The organism is Mesorhizobium sp. M7A.F.Ca.AU.001.01.1.1 (assembly GCF_004022735.1).
Lineage (GTDB): Bacteria > Pseudomonadota > Alphaproteobacteria > Rhizobiales > Rhizobiaceae > Mesorhizobium > Mesorhizobium ciceri.
The window spans coordinates 1-15,979 of the sequence record NZ_RZPF01000041.1 but is presented as its reverse complement, the minus strand read 5'-3'; the positions used below and the strand labels follow the sequence as shown (position 1 = coordinate 15,979).

The following is a 15,979-nucleotide window of genomic DNA, read 5'->3' as shown; positions in this document are numbered from 1 at the left end:
GGTGAGGGGGCCTTACCCCGCGCTCATGTCAGCCTTGGCTGGCCGCCCCGCCACATAAACTTCGCGGACGGAGCGGTCGTCGCCCAGCGTCTGCAGGAGAAAGAGTTCCTGCGCCAGCGTCTCGACCGTCTCCATCCTGAGTCGCATTCCCGGCGTTGCCCTGGCGTCCAGCACGACGATGTCGGCGTCGGTGCCCGCGTCCAGCGTGCCTATCTTTTCCACCACCGACAGCGCCTCGGCATTGCCGCGCGTCGTCTGCCAGAAGGACTGGAACGGGTTGAGCTTTTCGCCATTCAGCGCGATCACCTTGTAGCCTTCGTCCATGGTGCGCAGCATGGAGTAGTTGGTGCCGCCGCCGACATCGGTGGCGGCGGCGATGCGGATCGGCTTGTCGCGTCGGCGAAAGCGCTGATAATCGAAGAGGCCGGAGCCGAGGAAAAGGTTCGAGGTCGGGCAGAACACCGCCACCGAGCCCGAGTCCGAAAGCGCATCCGCTTCGCGCTCCGACAAATGGATGCAGTGGCCGAACAGGCTCTTTTTGCCTAACAGCCCGTAATGCTCGTAGACGTCGGTGTAGTCGCGCGCCCACGGGTAGAGTTCCTGCGTGAAAGCGATCTCGGCGTGGTTTTCCGACAGATGCGTCTGCATGTGCAGGCCGGGATGTTCGCGGCACAACACGCCCGCCATCTCCATCTGCTCCGGCGACGAGGTGATGGCGAAGCGCGGCGTGATGGCGTAGTGCTGGCGGCCCTTGCCGTGCCACTCCTTGATCAGCGCCTTTGTGTCGTCATAGCCGGATTGCGGGGTGTCGAGCACGCCGTCGGGCGCATTGCGATCCATCATCACCTTGCCGGCGATGTTGAGCATGTTGCGGTCATGCGATTCTGCGAAGAAGGCTTCGGCCGAGGCCTTGTGCACCGAGCAGTAGGCGGCGACCGTCGTGGTGCCGTGGCGCACCATTTCGTCGAGGAACAGCCGCGCGATGCGGCGGCCGTGCTGGGCGTTGGCGAACTTCGTTTCTTCCGGAAAAGTGTAGGTGTTCAGCCAGTCGAGCAGTTCGGCGCCGTAGGAGGCGATGATCTGCATCTGCGGAAAATGCGCATGGGCATCTATGAAGCCGGGCAGCAGCAGATGCGGCCGGTGGTCAATCCTTTTCACCGTTTCGTCGGCTTGCTTTTCAACATCGGCATAACTACCCGCGGCGACGATCCTGCCGTCACGGATCAGCAGTCCGCCATCCTCCTCGTAGCGCCAGGCGGAATGGTCTTCGAGAGTTTGCGGCCAGCGCACAAAGGACAGCGTGCGGCCGCGCAGAAGTGTCGAATTCATGCTATTTCCCTGCGCCTTCGAACCAGGCCACCAGCAGCGCCCGTTCCTTGTCGGTGATCTGAGAGACGTTGGCGGGCGGCATGGCGTGGCTGCGGCCGGCCTGCAGATAGATTTCGCGGGCGTGGTTGGCGATATCCGCATCGGTGTCGAGCATCACGCCCTTGGGCGCATGATAGATGCCCTCATAGACCGGCTCCGCCGCGTGGCACATTGAACAGCGGCCGAGCACGGTGTCGCGCACCGCCGGGAAATGCGCTGAAGCGACATAGACTTGCGCCGACGCGGATTCCTTGGGTTCGCCGGTCAGCACTTTCGGCGCGGTCGACAGCCAGATGATGACGATGAACAGGACGAGTGCCGCCATCCAGGTCCAGGTCGGATTGCCCTTGCGCGCATGGACCGAGTTGAAATAGTGCCGGATCAGCACGCCGATGATGAACACCAGCGAGGCGATGACCCAGTTGAACTCAGTGCCGAACGCCAGCGGATAGTGGTTCGACAGCATCAGGAACAGCACCGGCAGCGTCAGGTAATTGTTATGGAGAGAGCGCTGCTTGGCGATCTTGCCGTATTTCGGGTCGGGCTTGCGGCCGGCGATGAGGTCGGCGACGACGATCTTCTGGTTGGGGATGATGACCATGAAGACATTGGCCGACATGATCGTGGCGGTGATGGCGCCCAGATGCAGGAAGGCGGCACGGCCGGTGAACAGGTGGGTCAGTCCCCAGGCGATGAACACCAGCACGCAATAGAGCACCAGCATCAGGCCGGTGTCGCTTTTGCCCAGCGGCGAGCGGCACAGCAGATCGTAGACCACCCAGCCGACGCCGATCGTTGCCAGAGACAGCAGGATGCCGACCGGCACCGACATCGGCAGCACGTTCGGATCGATCAGGAACAGATCGGCCCCGGCATAATAGACGACGCACAGCATGGCGAAGCCGGAAAGCCAGGTGGCGTAGGATTCCCATTTGAACCAGGTCAGGTGTTCCGGCATTTCGGCCGGCGCCACCAGATATTTCTGGATGTGATAAAAGCCGCCGCCATGCACCTGCCATTCCTCGCCGAAGGCGCCGACGGGCATGCCGGGACGCTGGCGCAGGCCGAGATCGAGCGCGACGAAATAGAACGACGAGCCGATCCAGGCGATGCCGGTGACGACATGCAGCCAGCGCACGGCAAAACTCAGCCAATCCCAGAAAATCGCGAAATCCATCATTGAAATCGTCCCTGCCGATTGGGTGACTTTACGGGCTGGAGCGCAAACGGAAAGAGGCGAGGCGCACGAGGACTTTCAAAAAAAAATGGAAAATACTAGGTTGATCCTGCAAACCGGCGAAGGTGCTCCGCATGGCCTATCTCGACAACATCGCCGTCTTCGTTCGCGTCGTTGAACTCGGCAATCTGTCGGCGGCCGGGCGCGACATGCGCATTTCGCCGGCGGTCGCTTCCAACCGCATCAAGGAACTGGAGAAGCACCTTGGCGTGCGGCTGTTCAACCGCACCACACGGCAATTGATGCCGACCGAGCATGGCACGGTTTTTTACGGGGGCGCCAAGCAGGTGCTGGAGGCAATCACCGAGGCGGAAGCGGCAGTCTCTGCCCTTTCCGGCCAGCCGCGCGGCACCATCCGCGTCACGGCACCGCTCGGCCTCGGCCGCCGGCTGGTCGCTTCGGGCATCCCCGATTTCCACGACAAATACCCTGATATCGAGGTGCGGCTCAGGCTCTCGGACCACAATGTCGACATCATGAAGGAAGGCATCGACGTCGCCTTCCGGCTCGGCATCATCGAGGATTCCAGCCTCAGGATGCGCGGCATCATGGAATGCGAGCGCGTGCTGGTGGCGGCGCCGAAATATCTCGAAGCGCGCGGCGAACCGATTGAGCCGCAGGAACTGATCGGCAAGAAGCACGACTGCCTGATGCTGCGTTATTCGGGCGCGCGCGAATATGTGTGGACGCTGCAGACCCCCACCGGCCCGCAGAAATTCGAGGTACACGGGCCCTACGACACCGACGATGGCGACGTGCTCACCGGCTGGGCGCTTTCAGGCCGCGGCATCATCAACAAGCCGCGCTTCGAGGTCGAGCCATTCATCCGCGATCGGCGGCTGAAGGTGATCCTGCCCAGCACGCCGCCGACACCGGTGCAGTTCGCCGCCGTCTATCCGCACAAGAAGCTGCAGGATCCAAAAGTGCGGCTGCTGCTCGACTTCATGGCCGAGCGCTGCCAGCGGCTGATCAACGATCTGCTTGCTGGCAAATAAAGGCTGGCCGGCAAATAGGGACTGGCCGGTAGGTGAGCGGCGGTTTGGCCCAGCGCCGGCGGTTGCCATCCCAGGATGTGGCGAACATAGTTCGGGGTGGCATTTCATCTCATAGGAACCCCCGATGGACAACGGCGCCACAATGCATCTTGCCGTTTCGCTCGCCGATCCATCACTCGAGACTGGGTTGGAATTCAGCCGCCTGGCTGGTTTCGTGCAAAAGGCTGAAGCAGCCGGGCTGGACATGGTGCTGCTTGCCGATGCCGCGCCAGCGTCCGAAAGCGAAGCCGCGAACAAACGGATGCCCTTCGAAGCGACGACCTTGCTGGCCGCTCTGGCGACTGTCACAAGCAGGATCGGCTTGGTTGCCGCTGCCTCGACAATTGCCCACCAACCCTACAATCTGGCACGCCGTTTCGCTTCGCTCGACGTTATCAGCCACGGCCGCAGTGGCTGGAACGCAACCATGACGCAAGCGCCACGGGAAGCAGCCAATTTCAGCCGGCCCGAAGGATTTTCGCCTAACGATTTCCGCCGTCGCAGTGAGGAATATATCGGCATCGTGCAAGGTCTGTGGCAGGGCTGGGATGCGGACGCCCTGCTGTTCGACCAGGGCGGCGGCCGCTTCCACGACCCCGAAAAGATGCACCTGCTGGAGCACAAGGGCGAATTCTTTTCCGTGCGCGGACCGCTGAACGTCGCCCGGTCGCCGCAGGATACGCCAGTGCTCGTCTTGTCGGGCCTGCAGGAATCCGACTTCGATATTGCCACTCGCACCGCCGATGTCATCCTGCTGGACGGCGGACTGGTGGAGGGCGCGACCGAACGCTATGACGATATCAGGCGCCGTGTCACGGCGTGCGGACGCGATCCGGATGCTGTGAAAGTGCTGACGAACGTCGCGCTTATCGCCGATAGTAAGCCGGCTGCCGTCGCCGAGAGGCTGGAAAAGGAATTCCGGGCGAGAGGCTGCGACGGGTTCAACATCCTGATGCCGGCACAGCTTTCTGCGCTCGACGATTTCGTCGATCTGGTCTTGCCGGCGCTGCGGCGGCGTGGCTTGTTTCGAGAGAACTATCGCGGAAAAACGTTGCGCTCGCATCTCGGGCTTGCCGGCGGAGGTGACCAATGACTGCCCGCCAGATGAAGCTCGGCGCCTTTCTGTGGGCGACAGGTCATCACATCGCCGCCTGGCGCCACCCCAAGGCGCACGTCACCGCCGGCATAGACATCGATCATTACATCCAGCTGGCGCGCACGGCGGAGGCGGCGAAGTTCGACATGGTGTTCTGCGAGGACGCCGCCGGCCTGCGTGAAGCCAATATCGGCATTGCCAGCCAGACGTCGCGCTCGATCGGTTTCGAGCCGATCAGCCTGCTCTCGGCGCTCGCCGTCCAGACCAGCCGCATCGGCCTCGTCTCGACAGCGTCGACAAGCTACAACGAGCCCTATGGGCTGGCACGAACCTTCCTGTCGATCGACCATCTGAGCGGCGGCCGGGCCGGCTGGAATCTGGTCACCTCGGCCAGCCCCATCGAAGCAGCCAATTTCGGCGCGACGGGCCTCAAGCCCCATGCCGACCGCTACGAACGGGCGCGCGAGTTCGCCGAGGTGGTGACCGGCCTGTGGCACGGCAAGGCTTCCGGCCATAACGGCCAGAGCTTTTCGGTTCGCGATCCGCTCGACCTGCCGCGCTCGCCGCAGGGCGCGCCGGTGATGGTTCAGGCCGGCGCCTCGGATGTCGGCCGCGACCTTGCCGCCCGCACCGCCGATGTGGTGTTCACGGCGGCGCAGACCTTCGAGGAAGCCAAGGCCTTCTATGACGATCTCAAAGGACGTCTGGCGGCCTATGGGCGCGAGCCGGACGACATCAAGATCATGCCGGGCGTCGCACCGGTGGTGGCGGAGACCGAAGCGGAGGCCCGTGAAAAATACGAGGAATTGCAGGAGCTGATCCCCGACGATGTCGGCGTGGCGCTGCTGTCCAGCTATCTCAGCATCTCCGATCTGTGGCGCTATCCGATCGATGGGCCACTGCCGGAACTGCCGGAGAGCGAGGGGATGAAGAGCAGGCAAGCGCTGGTCATCGAGCAATCGCGCCGCGACGGCCTCTCCATCCGCCAGCTCGCCCGGCATTTTGCCGGCGCGCGGGGCCATTGGCGCATCGTCGGCACAGCGGCCCAAGTCGCCGACGAACTGCAGGCGCGGTTCGAGGGTAGCGCGGCCGACGGTTTCAACGTCATGCCCTCATATTTCCCCGGGGAACTCGATGCCTTTGCCACGCTCGTCGTGCCGGAGTTGCAGCGGCGCGGACTGTTCCGGACGGAATACCAGGGCCGCACGCTGCGCGACCATCTGGGTTTGAAACGGCCGGTTTAGCTGCGGCGCAGCTTAGCTTGCCATCACCTTGCCATGCGGAATTTGATGGTCGGCATTTAAGGCTGCGTTGTGATTGACCAACGCCGTCATGATCTCGGCCGCAGCCAGCGCCGCGATGACCTGAGGGCGCTTGTCCTTGACGGTGTCGCCGCCAATTGGCGAGACGAGGCGGGCAAACTCGGCCTGGCTGCCGTCCGCCGATTTCAGGAACCAGGTCCTGAACGTCGCTTTCTTCGTCTTCGAGCCGATCATGCCGACATAGGCGGTGTCACCGCGTTTCAGCGCTTCCGCGACGATCAGGAAATCCAGCGCATGATCGTGGGTCAGGATGGCGAAGGCGGCGCCGGCGGGGGCATTCCGCACCATCGCTTCCGGCATAGCTGTCAGCCGTGTCTCGATGGTTTCGGGCATGCCTTCCAGTGCTTCGGCCCGCGTCTCGATGACGACGCCGTGCACGGGAAGAAGTGCGATCGCCGATGCCAGCGCCTGGCCGACATGGCCGCCACCGAAGATGTAGACGTACGGCAGGTGCGCCTCTTCGGCTTCGGCGGCCGCAACCAGGTCGCCGGCAAGCGCAGCATCGACGAGCCGGATCAAGACTTCGACGCGCCCGCCGCAGCATTGGCCGATCTCGGGACCCAGCGGGACGTCTAGGGTGGCGCAGACTTCGTCAACCTCGATGCGGGCTTCTTTGCCCAACATCTGCCTGGCCTTGTCGATCGCCATATATTCGAGCTGACCGCCGCCGATGGTGCCAAAGATCGCCGTCGGCGAGACGAGCATGAAGGCGCCCTTCTCGCGTGGCGTCGAGCCTTTTGTTCCGGCCACTTCGACCACGGCAACCCGACCGGCGCTGGCGAGAAAGGCTTTCAGGCTTTGCACTTTCGAGTTCATGGTTCACGTTCCCGAATGGGAAATATAGGTTTTTTCGGCCCGGATTGCACGCATTGCCGACCCTGGGGCCGGATTCAGGCGCCGGCCTCTTTCTTCAGCCGCTCGATCGCCATCAGAACCCGCTCCGGGGTCGCCGGAGCATCGAGGCGCGGGCAGATCCTGTTGTCGGCGACACTGGCCACCGCGTCCGATAGCGCATGCAGCACCGACATGCCGAGCGGGAACGGCGGCTCGCCGACCGCCTTGGAGCGGTGGATGGTTGGCTCGCCGGCTTCCGGCCAGTCGGCCAAGGTGACATTGAAGATCTTCGGCCGGTCGGAGGCGAGCGGGATCTTGTAGGTCGACGGTGCATGCGTGCGCAGCCGGCCCTTGGCGTCCCACCACAGTTCTTCCGTCGTCAGCCAGCCCATGCCCTGGATGAAGCCGCCTTCGATCTGGCCGATATCGATCGCCCGGTTCAGCGAGCGGCCACAGTCATGGAGAATATCGGTACGCTCGACCATGTATTCGCCGGTCAGCGTGTCGACCGAGACTTCCGAGCACGAGGCGCCATAGGCGAAATAATAGAAGGGGCGGCCCTCGCCCTTGTCGCGGTTCCAGTGGATTTTCGGCGTCTTGTAGAAACCAGCCGCCGACAGCTGGATGCGGGCCATATAGGCCTGCTTGACGAGGTCGGCGAAGGCGATTTCCTGGTTGCCGATACGCACCCGGTTGGGCAGGAACAGCACCTGATCACGCGGCACCTGATATTTTTCGGCGGCGAAATCGGTCAGCCGATCCTTGATCTGGCGCGCGCCATTCTGCGCCGCCATGCCGTTGAGGTCGGAGCCGGACGACGCTGCCGTAGCCGAAGTGTTCGGCACCTTGCCAGTCGTTGTCGCGGTGATCTTCACCTGGTCGAGATCGATCTGGAACTCTTCCGCCACCACCTGCGCCACCTTGACGTAGAGGCCCTGCCCCATCTCGGTTCCGCCATGGTTCAGGTGCACCGAACCGTCGGTGTAGACATGCACCAGCGCGCCGGCCTGATTGTAATGCGTGGCGGTGAACGAGATGCCGAACTTGACCGGCGTCAGAGCCAGGCCCCGCTTGATGAAACGGCTGTTGGCATTGAAGGCCGATATTTCACGCCGCCGCCGCGCATAGCTCGCGCTTTGCTCAAGCTCGGCGACGATGCGCTGGATGATGTTATCCTCGACCGTCTGGTGGTAGGGCGTGATGTTGCGGCCCCCCTCGCTACTGGTGCCGTAGAAATTCTTCTTGCGGATTTCGAGCGGATCCTTGCCGACGGCAAAGGCCACCTCGTCGATGACGCGCTCGGCGCCGACCATGCCTTGCGGGCCGCCGAAACCACGAAAGGCGGTGTTCGACACGGTGTTGGTGTAGAGCGGCGCCGACTGCGCATGCACAGCCGGCCAGAAATAAGTGTTGTCGCAATGGAACAGCGCGCGATCGGTTACCGGGCCGGAAAGGTCCGACGAAAAACCGCAGCGCGCCGCGAACATGAAATCGACGCCGAGGATGTTGCCCTCGTCATCGAAGCCGACCTCGTAATCGACGAGGAAATCATGACGCTTTCCGGTGGCGATCATGTCGTCGTCGCGGTCGGGCCGGATCTTCACGGCGCGGTGGTGCTTCTTCGCGGCGATCGCGGCCAATGCGGCAAACTGATTTCCCTGCGTTTCCTTGCCGCCGAAGCCGCCTCCCATGCGGCGGATTTCCACCGTGACGGCATTGCTCGGCACGCCGAGCGCATGGCTGACCATGTGCTGGACTTCGCTTGGATGCTGGGTCGAGGAATAGATGGTGACGTCCTGATCCTCGCCAGGAACGGCCATGGCGATATGGCCTTCGAGGTAGAAGTGTTCCTGGCCGCCGATGCGCATTCTTCCCTTTAGCCGGCGCGGCGCCTGACGGATCGCCGTAGCGGCATCGCCGCGCTTCAGAGTGAGAGGCGGCGTGACGAGCTTGTCCTTCTTCGGATCGAGCGCGCCGATGTCGGTGACGAAAGGCAATTCCTTGTATTCGACCTTTGCCAATCTTGTGGCGCGGCGCGCCTGCTCGCGAGTTTGCGCAATAACGCAGAAGATAGGCTGGCCGTAGAATTGCACCTTGCCGTCGGCAAGCACCGGCTCGTCGTGGCGGCCGGTCGGCGAAATGTCGTTTTCGCCCGGCACGTCACTGGCCGTCAGCACGTCGACAACGCCGGGCGCTGTACGCACCGCCGAGAGATCCATGCTGGTGATGGTGGCATGCGTGGCACCGGAAAGCCCTAGGCAGCCATGCAGCGTGCCTGATGGTTCCGGCATGTCGTCGATGTAGACGGCGGTACCGCTGACATGTTTGTGCGCGGAATCGTGGCGCTGATCGGTGGCGACGCCGCCAGCGATCTTTTCAGCCTTGAGGTTGGGGGCAGCGTGCTTGTTCATCATGCCGCCTCGTGCCTTGAAACCTGGACCGGCTCTCTGGTGCCGCTGCTCTCGGCAAAAAAGCGCAGCAGCAGGTTTTTCGCTGCCAGGGCGCGATATTCGGCCGAGGCCCGCATGTCGGTCAGCGGGGTGAAATCCCTGGCATATTCGGCCATCGCCGCTTCAACCGTCTGTTCGGTCCATGGCTTGCCGAACAGCGCTTTTTCGACGGAAGACGCCCGCTTCGGCGTCGCCGCCATGCCGCCATAGGCGATGCGCACCTCCGCCACCGTGCCGTCCTTGGCCAGATTCAGGAAAAACGCGCCAAGGGCCGCGGTAATGTCCTCGTCGCGACGCTTGGTGATCTTGTAGACGGCAAACTTCGTTTCCTTGGCCGGCACCGACACATGCACGGCCTCGACGAATTCACCCGGCTGCCGATCCTGTTTGCCGTAGGCGATGAAGAAGGTTTCCAACGGGATCGTCCGCTGCTTCTTGCCCTTGCGCAAGGTGAGACTTGCGCCAAGCGCGATCAATGGCGGTGGCGTATCTCCGATCGGCGAGCCGTTGGCGATGTTGCCGCCGATGGTGCCCATGTTGCGCACCTGTTCGCCGCCGATGCGATCGAACAATGGCCCCAACGCCGGGATGCGCTTCGCCAATGTCGCGAAGGCGTCAGTGTAGGTGACGCCGGCGCCGATCGAAATGACGCCCTTGTCTTCCGAGATGGTGCAAAGCCCGTCGAGATCGCCGATGAAAATGGCCGGTGAAATATCGCGCATGTGCTTGGTCACCCACAGGCCGACATCGGTCGAGCCGGCCACGATGGTAGCGCCGGGTTCCTTGTCCAGCACGGCGGCGAAATCGTCGACATCGGCCGGCACGACCAGCCGCGCCTTGCCGGTTCCGATCTCGACCCGGGCGCCGTCACGCATGGCCTCGAGCCTCGCGGTGATCGCCTTGCGTTCCGTGGCCAGCGGGTCCTTTGCCGCCTTGCCGTAGCTGGAGATGGCATGCGCGGCGCGCATGATCGCCTCATAGCCGGTGCAGCGGCAGAGATTGCCTTGCAAAGCTTTTTCGACATCCGCGTTCGAGGGATCAGGCGACTTCATCCACAAGCCATAGAGCGACATGACGAAGCCGGGCGTGCAGAAGCCGCATTGCGAGCCGTGGAAATCGACCATCGCCTGCTGCACCGGATGCAACTGGCCTGGCCCGCCACGCAGATGCTCGACCGTTACGACGTGTGTGCCGTCGAGCGAGCCGAGGAAGCGGATGCAGGCATTGACGCTTTCATAGACCAAGCCGCCCTCCGACAGCTTGCCGACCAGCACGGTGCAGGCACCGCAGTCTCCCTCGGCACACCCTTCCTTGGTGCCGCGCAGCGAACGGTCGAGCCGCAGCCAGTCGAGCAAGGTCGCGTCGGGTGCCACCGACGAAAGCGCCACATCCCTGCCATTGAGAATGAAGCGGATTTCGTTGCGGATGCTAATTTTGGTCATGCCTCAGCTCCCCCTGTAGGTCGAGTAACCGTAGGGCGAGACCAGCAGTGGCACATGATAATGCACAGGCTCGGCCATGCCGAAGCGGATCGGTATCACATCGAGAAAGGCCGGTTTCGGCAGGCTCAACCCCTGCTGGCGCAAATAGTCGCCGGCGGCGAAGACCAGTTCGTATTCGCCGGTGCGGAATTCCGCGCCGGCGAGCAGCGGCTTGTCGCAACGGCCGTCGGCATTGGTGAGAACGGTCTTCAGATGTGTCCGCGCCTTGCCCTCGAGGTGATAGAGCGCGATCGACAGTCCCGCCGCCGGCTTGCCGGTCGCCGTGTCGAGGACATGGGTCGTCAGACGCCCGCCGTCGGCTTTCGACGTTTCTGCCATTGGCCGCCTCCCATTTCCGGTACGAGCGAATTGGCCCGGTACGGTCAAGTATCAACAGTGAATTGTGCGCCAATTAAAGGCGATGCATAAGTCCCGGTCGAGCGGAGTGCGACAAAAACACTTTCAAAAATTTTCGGGGGAATGCGAGAAGCACCCTTTCGATATTCTGATCATACTTCGGGCCGTGCCCGGCGGGAGGGACGATGCGTTACAGCAGAGACATGCGTGGCTACGGAGCCAATCCGCCGGACCCGAAATGGCCTGGCGGTGCACATGTCGCCGTGCAGTTCGTCGTCAATTACGAGGAAGGCGGCGAAAACTGCGTGTTGCATGGCGACAAGGCGTCCGAAGCCTTCCTGTCGGAAATCGTCGGCGCGGCACCCTGGGTGGGTCAACGCCACTGGAACATGGAATCCATCTACGAATACGGCGCCCGCGCCGGCTTCTGGCGGCTGCTCCGGCTGTTCACCGAGTCGCAAGTGCCGATCACCTGCTACGGCGTCGCCACAGCGCTCGCCCGTTCGCCGGATCAGGTAGCGGCCATGCAGGACGCCGGCTGGGAGATCGCTTCGCACGGCTTAAGATGGATCGACTACCGCGACCACAGCGCCGAGGATGAGCGCCGCGACCTCGAGGCGGCGATCAAGCTGCACTACGAAGTGACCGGCGCGCGCCCGACCGGCTGGTATACGGGTCGCACATCGATCAACACGGTGCGGATTGTGGCGGAAGAAGGCGGCTTCGACTATGTGTCGGACACCTATGACGACGAGCTGCCGTACTGGTTCGAGCATGAGGGCGGCGCGCAGCTCATCATCCCCTATACGCTCGACGCCAACGACATGCGGTTCGCCACGCCGCAAGGTTTCAACTCGGGCGACCAGTTCTTTGCCTATTTGAAGGACAGCTTCGATACGCTCTATGCCGAGGGCAAGGCCGGCCGGCCACGCATGATGAACATCGGCCTGCACTGCCGCCTCGTCGGGCGGCCGGGCCGGGTGGCGGCGCTGAAGCGCTTCGTCGACTATGTGAAGTCGCACGACAAGGTCTGGCTGGCGAGGCGCATCGACATCGCCAAGCACTGGCAAGAGGTCAATCCTTATCAACCGGCGGCACTCCGCCCATCGAAGATGGAATTCGAGACCTTCGTCCACACTTTCGGCGGCGTGTTCGAGCATTCGCCCTGGATCGCCGAACGCGCCTACGAACTGGAACTAGGCCCGGCGCATGACACTTCGGGCGGCCTGCACAATGCGCTTTGCCGTATCTTCCGCTCCGCCAGCGAAACCGAGCGGCTTTCGGTGCTCAACGCCCATCCCGACCTTGCCGGCAAACTGGCCAAGGCCAAACGGCTGACGGCGGAATCGACCAGGGAACAGGCCTCGGCCGGCCTCGACGCGCTGACCGACAAGGAGCGCGAACTGTTTTCCAAGCTCAACGCCGCCTACGTCACCACCTTCGGCTTCCCTTTCATCATCGCGGTGAAGGGAAAGACGAAGGGGGAAATCCTGGCGGAGTTCGAGGCGCGCATCGGCAACAGCCGCGGCGTCGAATTCGAGACCGCCTGCAAACAGGTCGAGCGCATCGCGCTGCTCCGCCTCAAGGACATGCTTCCGCAATAGGTTTGAAACCATGGATACGATCAGGATGCCCGAGCGAACCTATTACGCGCCACATGGCGGTCATTCCGGCCAGAACGAGCTTCTGACCGGCCGCGCCGTCTTCACTGAGGCCTATGCCGTCATTCCCCGGGGTGTGATGCAGGACATCGTCACCAGTGCGTTGCCGTTCTGGGACGAAACCCGCGTCTGGATCTTGTCGCGACCGCTATCGGGTTTTGCCGAGACGTTCTCGCAATACATTGTCGAGGTCGCGCCCGGCGGCGGCAGCGATCGGCCGGAACCCGATGCCGGCGCCGAAGGCGCTCTGTTCGTGGTCGAAGGCGAACTGACGGTTCTGCTTGCCGGCAAGACGCATGTGTTGCGGCCCGGCGGCTTTGCCTTCCTGCCGCCGGCCAGCGGCTGGACGGTTCGCAACGAAAGCAGGGCCGCCGTGCGCTTCCACTGGATTCGCAAGGCTTACGAGGTGGTCGACGGTCTCGATGTGCCGGAAGCCTTCTTCACCAATGAGCAGGAGATCGCGCCAACGCCGATGCCCGGCACCGAAGGCCGCTGGGCGACGACGCGGTTCGTCGATCCGGCAGATTTGCGCCACGACATGCACATGACCATTGTCACGCTGGAACCCGGCGCGGTCATTCCCTTCGCCGAGACCCATGTCATGGAGCACGGTCTCTATGTGCTGGAGGGTAAGGCCGTCTACCGCCTCAACCAGGACTGGGTCGAGGTCGAGGCCGGCGACTATATGTGGCTGCGCGCCTTCTGCCCGCAGGCCTGCTATGCCGGTGGCCCGGGTAAATTCCGCTATCTGCTCTACAAGGACGTCAACCGGCACGCCAAGCTCGGCGGCGCCGGCATCGCAAGGCGCGCGCTGTGACCCGTATCGTCGCGCGGCCGCTGACCCGCGAGGGCTTTGCCCCCTTCGGCGATGTCATCGACATGGGCGGCGACAACCACTACCCGATCAATGGCGGCAGGGCCGAGCGCTATCATGATCTGGCTACCGCCGAAGCAACCGGTCCGAACGCCCGCGTGCTGATCTCGATGGTGCGCGGCACGCCCTACGAATTGCCCCTGAAATTGAGCATGGTCGAGCGCCATCCCTTCGGCAGCCAGGCCTTCATCCCGCTCTCGCCGCGCCCCTTCCTGGTCGTCGTCTGCCATGACGGGGAGCAGGGGCCGGGCGAGCCGCATGCCTTCATCACCGCACCCGGACAAGGCATCAATTACCGGCGCAATCTCTGGCATGGCGTGCTGACGCCGCTCGGCGAGGCTCAGGACTTCCTGATCGTCGACCGTGGCGGCGATGGCTCCAATCTCGAAGAGTTCCATTTCTCGCACGCCTACGAGATCCACTTGCCCAACGAGAGCCTCCTGTGACCGATATTTCACTGATCGACCGCCTGCTCGATGTGATCGAGCACGACATCGTGCCGAAGACGGCCGACGGCGTTACCTATGGCAACAAGCTGTTCGGCGCGGCGATCCTGCGCAAGGACGACCGTTCGCTGGTGCTGGCTGAAACCAACAACGAGATGGAAAACCCGCTCTGGCATGGCGAGGTCCACTGCCTGAAGCGTTTCTACGAAATGCCCAGGGCTGAGCGCGTCGATACGAAAGACGCCATCTTCATCGCCACGCACGAACCCTGCTCGCTGTGCCTGTCGGCGATCACCTGGACCGGCTTCGATAATTTCTACTATCTGTTCAGCCACGAGGATTCGCGCGACAGCTTCGCCATCCCGCACGACCTGAAGATCCTGAAAGAGGTCTTCACCCTCGATCCCGGCGGCTACAATGCCGAGAATGCCTACTGGAAGAGCTTTTCTATCCGCAGGCTGGTGCGAGCGTTGCCCGAGGCAGAGCGGCGACGGCTGGAGACCCGTATCGGCGCGATTTCGGCGCGCTACGATGAATTGTCCAACATCTATCAGGCGAACAAGGACGATAACGATATCCCGCTGAACTGACGCGGATTGACCAGCCGAATTCGTTGGCTGGCCCACGACGCGGCACGGCAGGCTCCATCATCTGGCGATCCTGGAGCATGCCATGAAAACCGTCACCGAATTTGCCCGCAAAATCGTCGAATTCCCGGACATGGGCATCGTCATGCCGGATGGCTGCCGCCTGTCGGCGCGGGTGTGGATGCCGGAGGATGCGGGCGACGATCCGGTGCCTGTCATCCTAGAGCATCTGCCCTACCGCAAGCGCGACGGCACCATCTTTCGCGATCAGCTGACGCATCCTTATTTCGCCGGCCACGGCTATGCCTCGATCCGCGTCGACATGCGCGGCAATGGCGATTCCGAAGGGCTGATGGACGACGAATATTCCGAGCAGGAATTGCAGGACGCCTGCGACGTCATCGCCTGGGCGGCAAGCCAGCCCTGGTGCAACGGCAATGTCGGCATGATGGGCATTTCCTGGGGCGGCTTCAACTGCCTGCAGGTGGCGGCCAAGCGGCCGCCGGCGCTGAAAGCGGTGATCAGCCTGTGCTCGACCGTCGACCGCTATGCCGACGACATCCACTACAAGGGCGGCTGCCTGCTGATCGAGAATTTCGGCTGGGCCTCGACCATGCTGTCCTACTCGTCGCGGCCGCCGGATCCGCTTTTGGCCGGCGACAACCGGTGGCGCGATCTGTGGCTGACCCGGCTGGAGAACCAATCCTTCCTGGCGCCGCTGTGGCTGAAACACCAGCACCGTGATGCCTACTGGAAGCGCGGCTCGATCTGCGAGGATTTTTCCGCCGTCAAAGCCGCCGTGCTGTCGATCGGCGGCTGGCATGACGGCTACCGCAACACCGTCTCGCATCTGGCGACCAACATCCAAGCCCCGGTCAAGGGCATCGTCGGGCCATGGATCCACAAATACCCGCACTACGCCGGGCCCAAGCCTGCCATCGGCTTCCTGCAGGAGGCCTTGCGCTGGTGGGACCGCTGGCTGAAGGGTGTCGACACCGGCGTCGAGGCCGACCCGGCCTACCGCGCCTATGTCATGGACAGCGTGCGTCCGGCGCGCTGGCACCCCGAGCGTCCCGGCCGTTGGGTGGCGGAGCAGGAATGGCCCTCGCCAACCATCAAGATGCAAACGCTCGATCTGATCTCCTCAACGGAAAAACCCGCCATCATCGCCTCTCCGCAAAGCTGCGGCCTGGCCGGCGGCGAGTATTTTCCCTTCACCTTCGGTCCCGAAC

Annotated in this window: 14 protein-coding genes; 8 read left to right on the top strand and 6 right to left on the bottom strand. The window is 63.1% G+C overall.

From position 1 onward, the window contains the following. Positions 1-12 precede the first annotated feature (12 nt). Both guaD and EN884_RS04605 read right to left on the bottom strand, forming a co-directional pair. A complete protein-coding gene (gene guaD / locus EN884_RS04610) occupies positions 13-1,329 on the bottom strand; it encodes a guanine deaminase (RefSeq protein ID WP_063169826.1) in 1,317 nt (438 codons plus the stop codon). Between the two features lies 1 nt (position 1,330). Next, positions 1,331-2,548, bottom strand: a complete 1,218-nt coding sequence (locus tag EN884_RS04605) for a urate hydroxylase PuuD (RefSeq protein WP_024501931.1) — start codon at positions 2,546-2,548, stop codon at positions 1,331-1,333. Positions 2,549-2,679: 131 nt separating this feature from the next. On the opposite strand from EN884_RS04605, the gene EN884_RS04600 reads away from it, so the two are divergent. The 3 genes from EN884_RS04600 (at position 2,680) to EN884_RS04590 (ending at position 5,979) form a co-directional block, all read left to right on the top strand. Then, positions 2,680-3,600 (top strand): LysR family transcriptional regulator, encoded by a 921-nt coding sequence (locus EN884_RS04600; RefSeq protein WP_024501932.1) that lies wholly within the window; start codon positions 2,680-2,682, stop codon positions 3,598-3,600. Positions 3,601-3,724: 124 nt separating this feature from the next. Then, a complete protein-coding gene (locus tag EN884_RS04595; RefSeq protein ID WP_082826625.1) occupies positions 3,725-4,732 on the top strand; it encodes an LLM class flavin-dependent oxidoreductase in 1,008 nt (335 codons plus the stop codon). After that, positions 4,729-5,979, top strand: coding sequence for an LLM class flavin-dependent oxidoreductase (locus tag EN884_RS04590; RefSeq protein ID WP_063169825.1), 1,251 nt, complete (start codon positions 4,729-4,731; stop codon positions 5,977-5,979). The genes EN884_RS04595 and EN884_RS04590 overlap by 4 nt, the downstream gene beginning before the upstream one ends. A 12-nt stretch (positions 5,980-5,991) precedes the next feature. On the opposite strand, the gene xdhC is transcribed toward EN884_RS04590, so the two are convergent. The 4 genes from xdhC to uraH all read right to left on the bottom strand — a co-directional run bounded on the left by xdhC (position 5,992) and on the right by uraH (position 11,161). Then, on the bottom strand, positions 5,992-6,873 hold the full coding sequence (gene xdhC / locus EN884_RS04585) for a xanthine dehydrogenase accessory protein XdhC (protein WP_063169824.1): 882 nt from the start codon (positions 6,871-6,873) through the stop codon (positions 5,992-5,994). Between the two features lie 74 nt (positions 6,874-6,947). Next, positions 6,948-9,302: a xanthine dehydrogenase molybdopterin binding subunit gene (gene xdhB, locus EN884_RS04580; protein ID WP_063169823.1), complete on the bottom strand. Its 2,355-nt coding sequence runs from the start codon at positions 9,300-9,302 to the stop codon at positions 6,948-6,950. Further along, on the bottom strand, positions 9,302-10,783 hold the full coding sequence (gene xdhA / locus EN884_RS04575) for a xanthine dehydrogenase small subunit (protein WP_063169822.1): 1,482 nt from the start codon (positions 10,781-10,783) through the stop codon (positions 9,302-9,304). Before xdhA ends, xdhB begins: the two co-directional genes overlap by 1 nt. Before the next feature lie 3 nt (positions 10,784-10,786). Further along, positions 10,787-11,161 (bottom strand): hydroxyisourate hydrolase, encoded by a 375-nt coding sequence (uraH, locus tag EN884_RS04570; protein WP_013528242.1) that lies wholly within the window; start codon positions 11,159-11,161, stop codon positions 10,787-10,789. Between the two features lie 203 nt (positions 11,162-11,364). Between uraH and puuE the strand changes: the two genes are divergently transcribed. The 5 genes from puuE to EN884_RS04545 all read left to right on the top strand — a co-directional run. Then, positions 11,365-12,783: an allantoinase PuuE gene (puuE, locus tag EN884_RS04565; protein WP_063169821.1), complete on the top strand. Its 1,419-nt coding sequence runs from the start codon at positions 11,365-11,367 to the stop codon at positions 12,781-12,783. Between the two features lie 10 nt (positions 12,784-12,793). After that, on the top strand, positions 12,794-13,657 hold the full coding sequence (locus tag EN884_RS04560; RefSeq protein WP_024501939.1) for a bifunctional allantoicase/(S)-ureidoglycine aminohydrolase: 864 nt from the start codon (positions 12,794-12,796) through the stop codon (positions 13,655-13,657). Next, positions 13,654-14,160, top strand: a complete 507-nt coding sequence (locus EN884_RS04555; protein WP_013528245.1) for an ureidoglycolate lyase — start codon at positions 13,654-13,656, stop codon at positions 14,158-14,160. Before EN884_RS04560 ends, EN884_RS04555 begins: the two co-directional genes overlap by 4 nt. Then, complete coding sequence (locus EN884_RS04550) at positions 14,157-14,750, top strand: nucleoside deaminase (protein ID WP_013528246.1); 594 nt, start codon at positions 14,157-14,159, stop codon at positions 14,748-14,750. The genes EN884_RS04555 and EN884_RS04550 overlap by 4 nt, the downstream gene beginning before the upstream one ends. Before the next feature lie 82 nt (positions 14,751-14,832). After that, the coding region (locus EN884_RS04545) for a CocE/NonD family hydrolase (RefSeq protein ID WP_128360483.1) at positions 14,833-15,979 on the top strand (1,147 nt) is incomplete at its 3' end.

Excerpts from the sequence above, each read along its gene's own strand:
- guaD (WP_063169826.1), bottom strand. The coding sequence starts at position 1,329 with ATGAATTCGACACTTCTGCGCGGCCGCACGCTGTCCTTTGTGCGCTGG.
- EN884_RS04605 (WP_024501931.1), bottom strand. The coding sequence starts at position 2,548 with ATGATGGATTTCGCGATTTTCTGGGATTGGCTGAGTTTTGCCGTGCGC.
- EN884_RS04600 (WP_024501932.1), top strand. The coding sequence starts at position 2,680 with ATGGCCTATCTCGACAACATCGCCGTCTTCGTTCGCGTCGTTGAACTC.
- EN884_RS04595 (WP_082826625.1), top strand. The coding sequence starts at position 3,725 with ATGGACAACGGCGCCACAATGCATCTTGCCGTTTCGCTCGCCGATCCA.
- EN884_RS04590 (WP_063169825.1), top strand. The coding sequence starts at position 4,729 with ATGACTGCCCGCCAGATGAAGCTCGGCGCCTTTCTGTGGGCGACAGGT.
- xdhC (WP_063169824.1), bottom strand. The coding sequence starts at position 6,873 with ATGAACTCGAAAGTGCAAAGCCTGAAAGCCTTTCTCGCCAGCGCCGGT.
- xdhB (WP_063169823.1), bottom strand. The coding sequence starts at position 9,302 with ATGAACAAGCACGCTGCCCCCAACCTCAAGGCTGAAAAGATCGCTGGC.
- xdhA (WP_063169822.1), bottom strand. The coding sequence starts at position 10,783 with ATGACCAAAATTAGCATCCGCAACGAAATCCGCTTCATTCTCAATGGC.
- uraH (WP_013528242.1), bottom strand. The coding sequence starts at position 11,161 with ATGGCAGAAACGTCGAAAGCCGACGGCGGGCGTCTGACGACCCATGTC.
- puuE (WP_063169821.1), top strand. The coding sequence starts at position 11,365 with ATGCGTTACAGCAGAGACATGCGTGGCTACGGAGCCAATCCGCCGGAC.
- EN884_RS04560 (WP_024501939.1), top strand. The coding sequence starts at position 12,794 with ATGGATACGATCAGGATGCCCGAGCGAACCTATTACGCGCCACATGGC.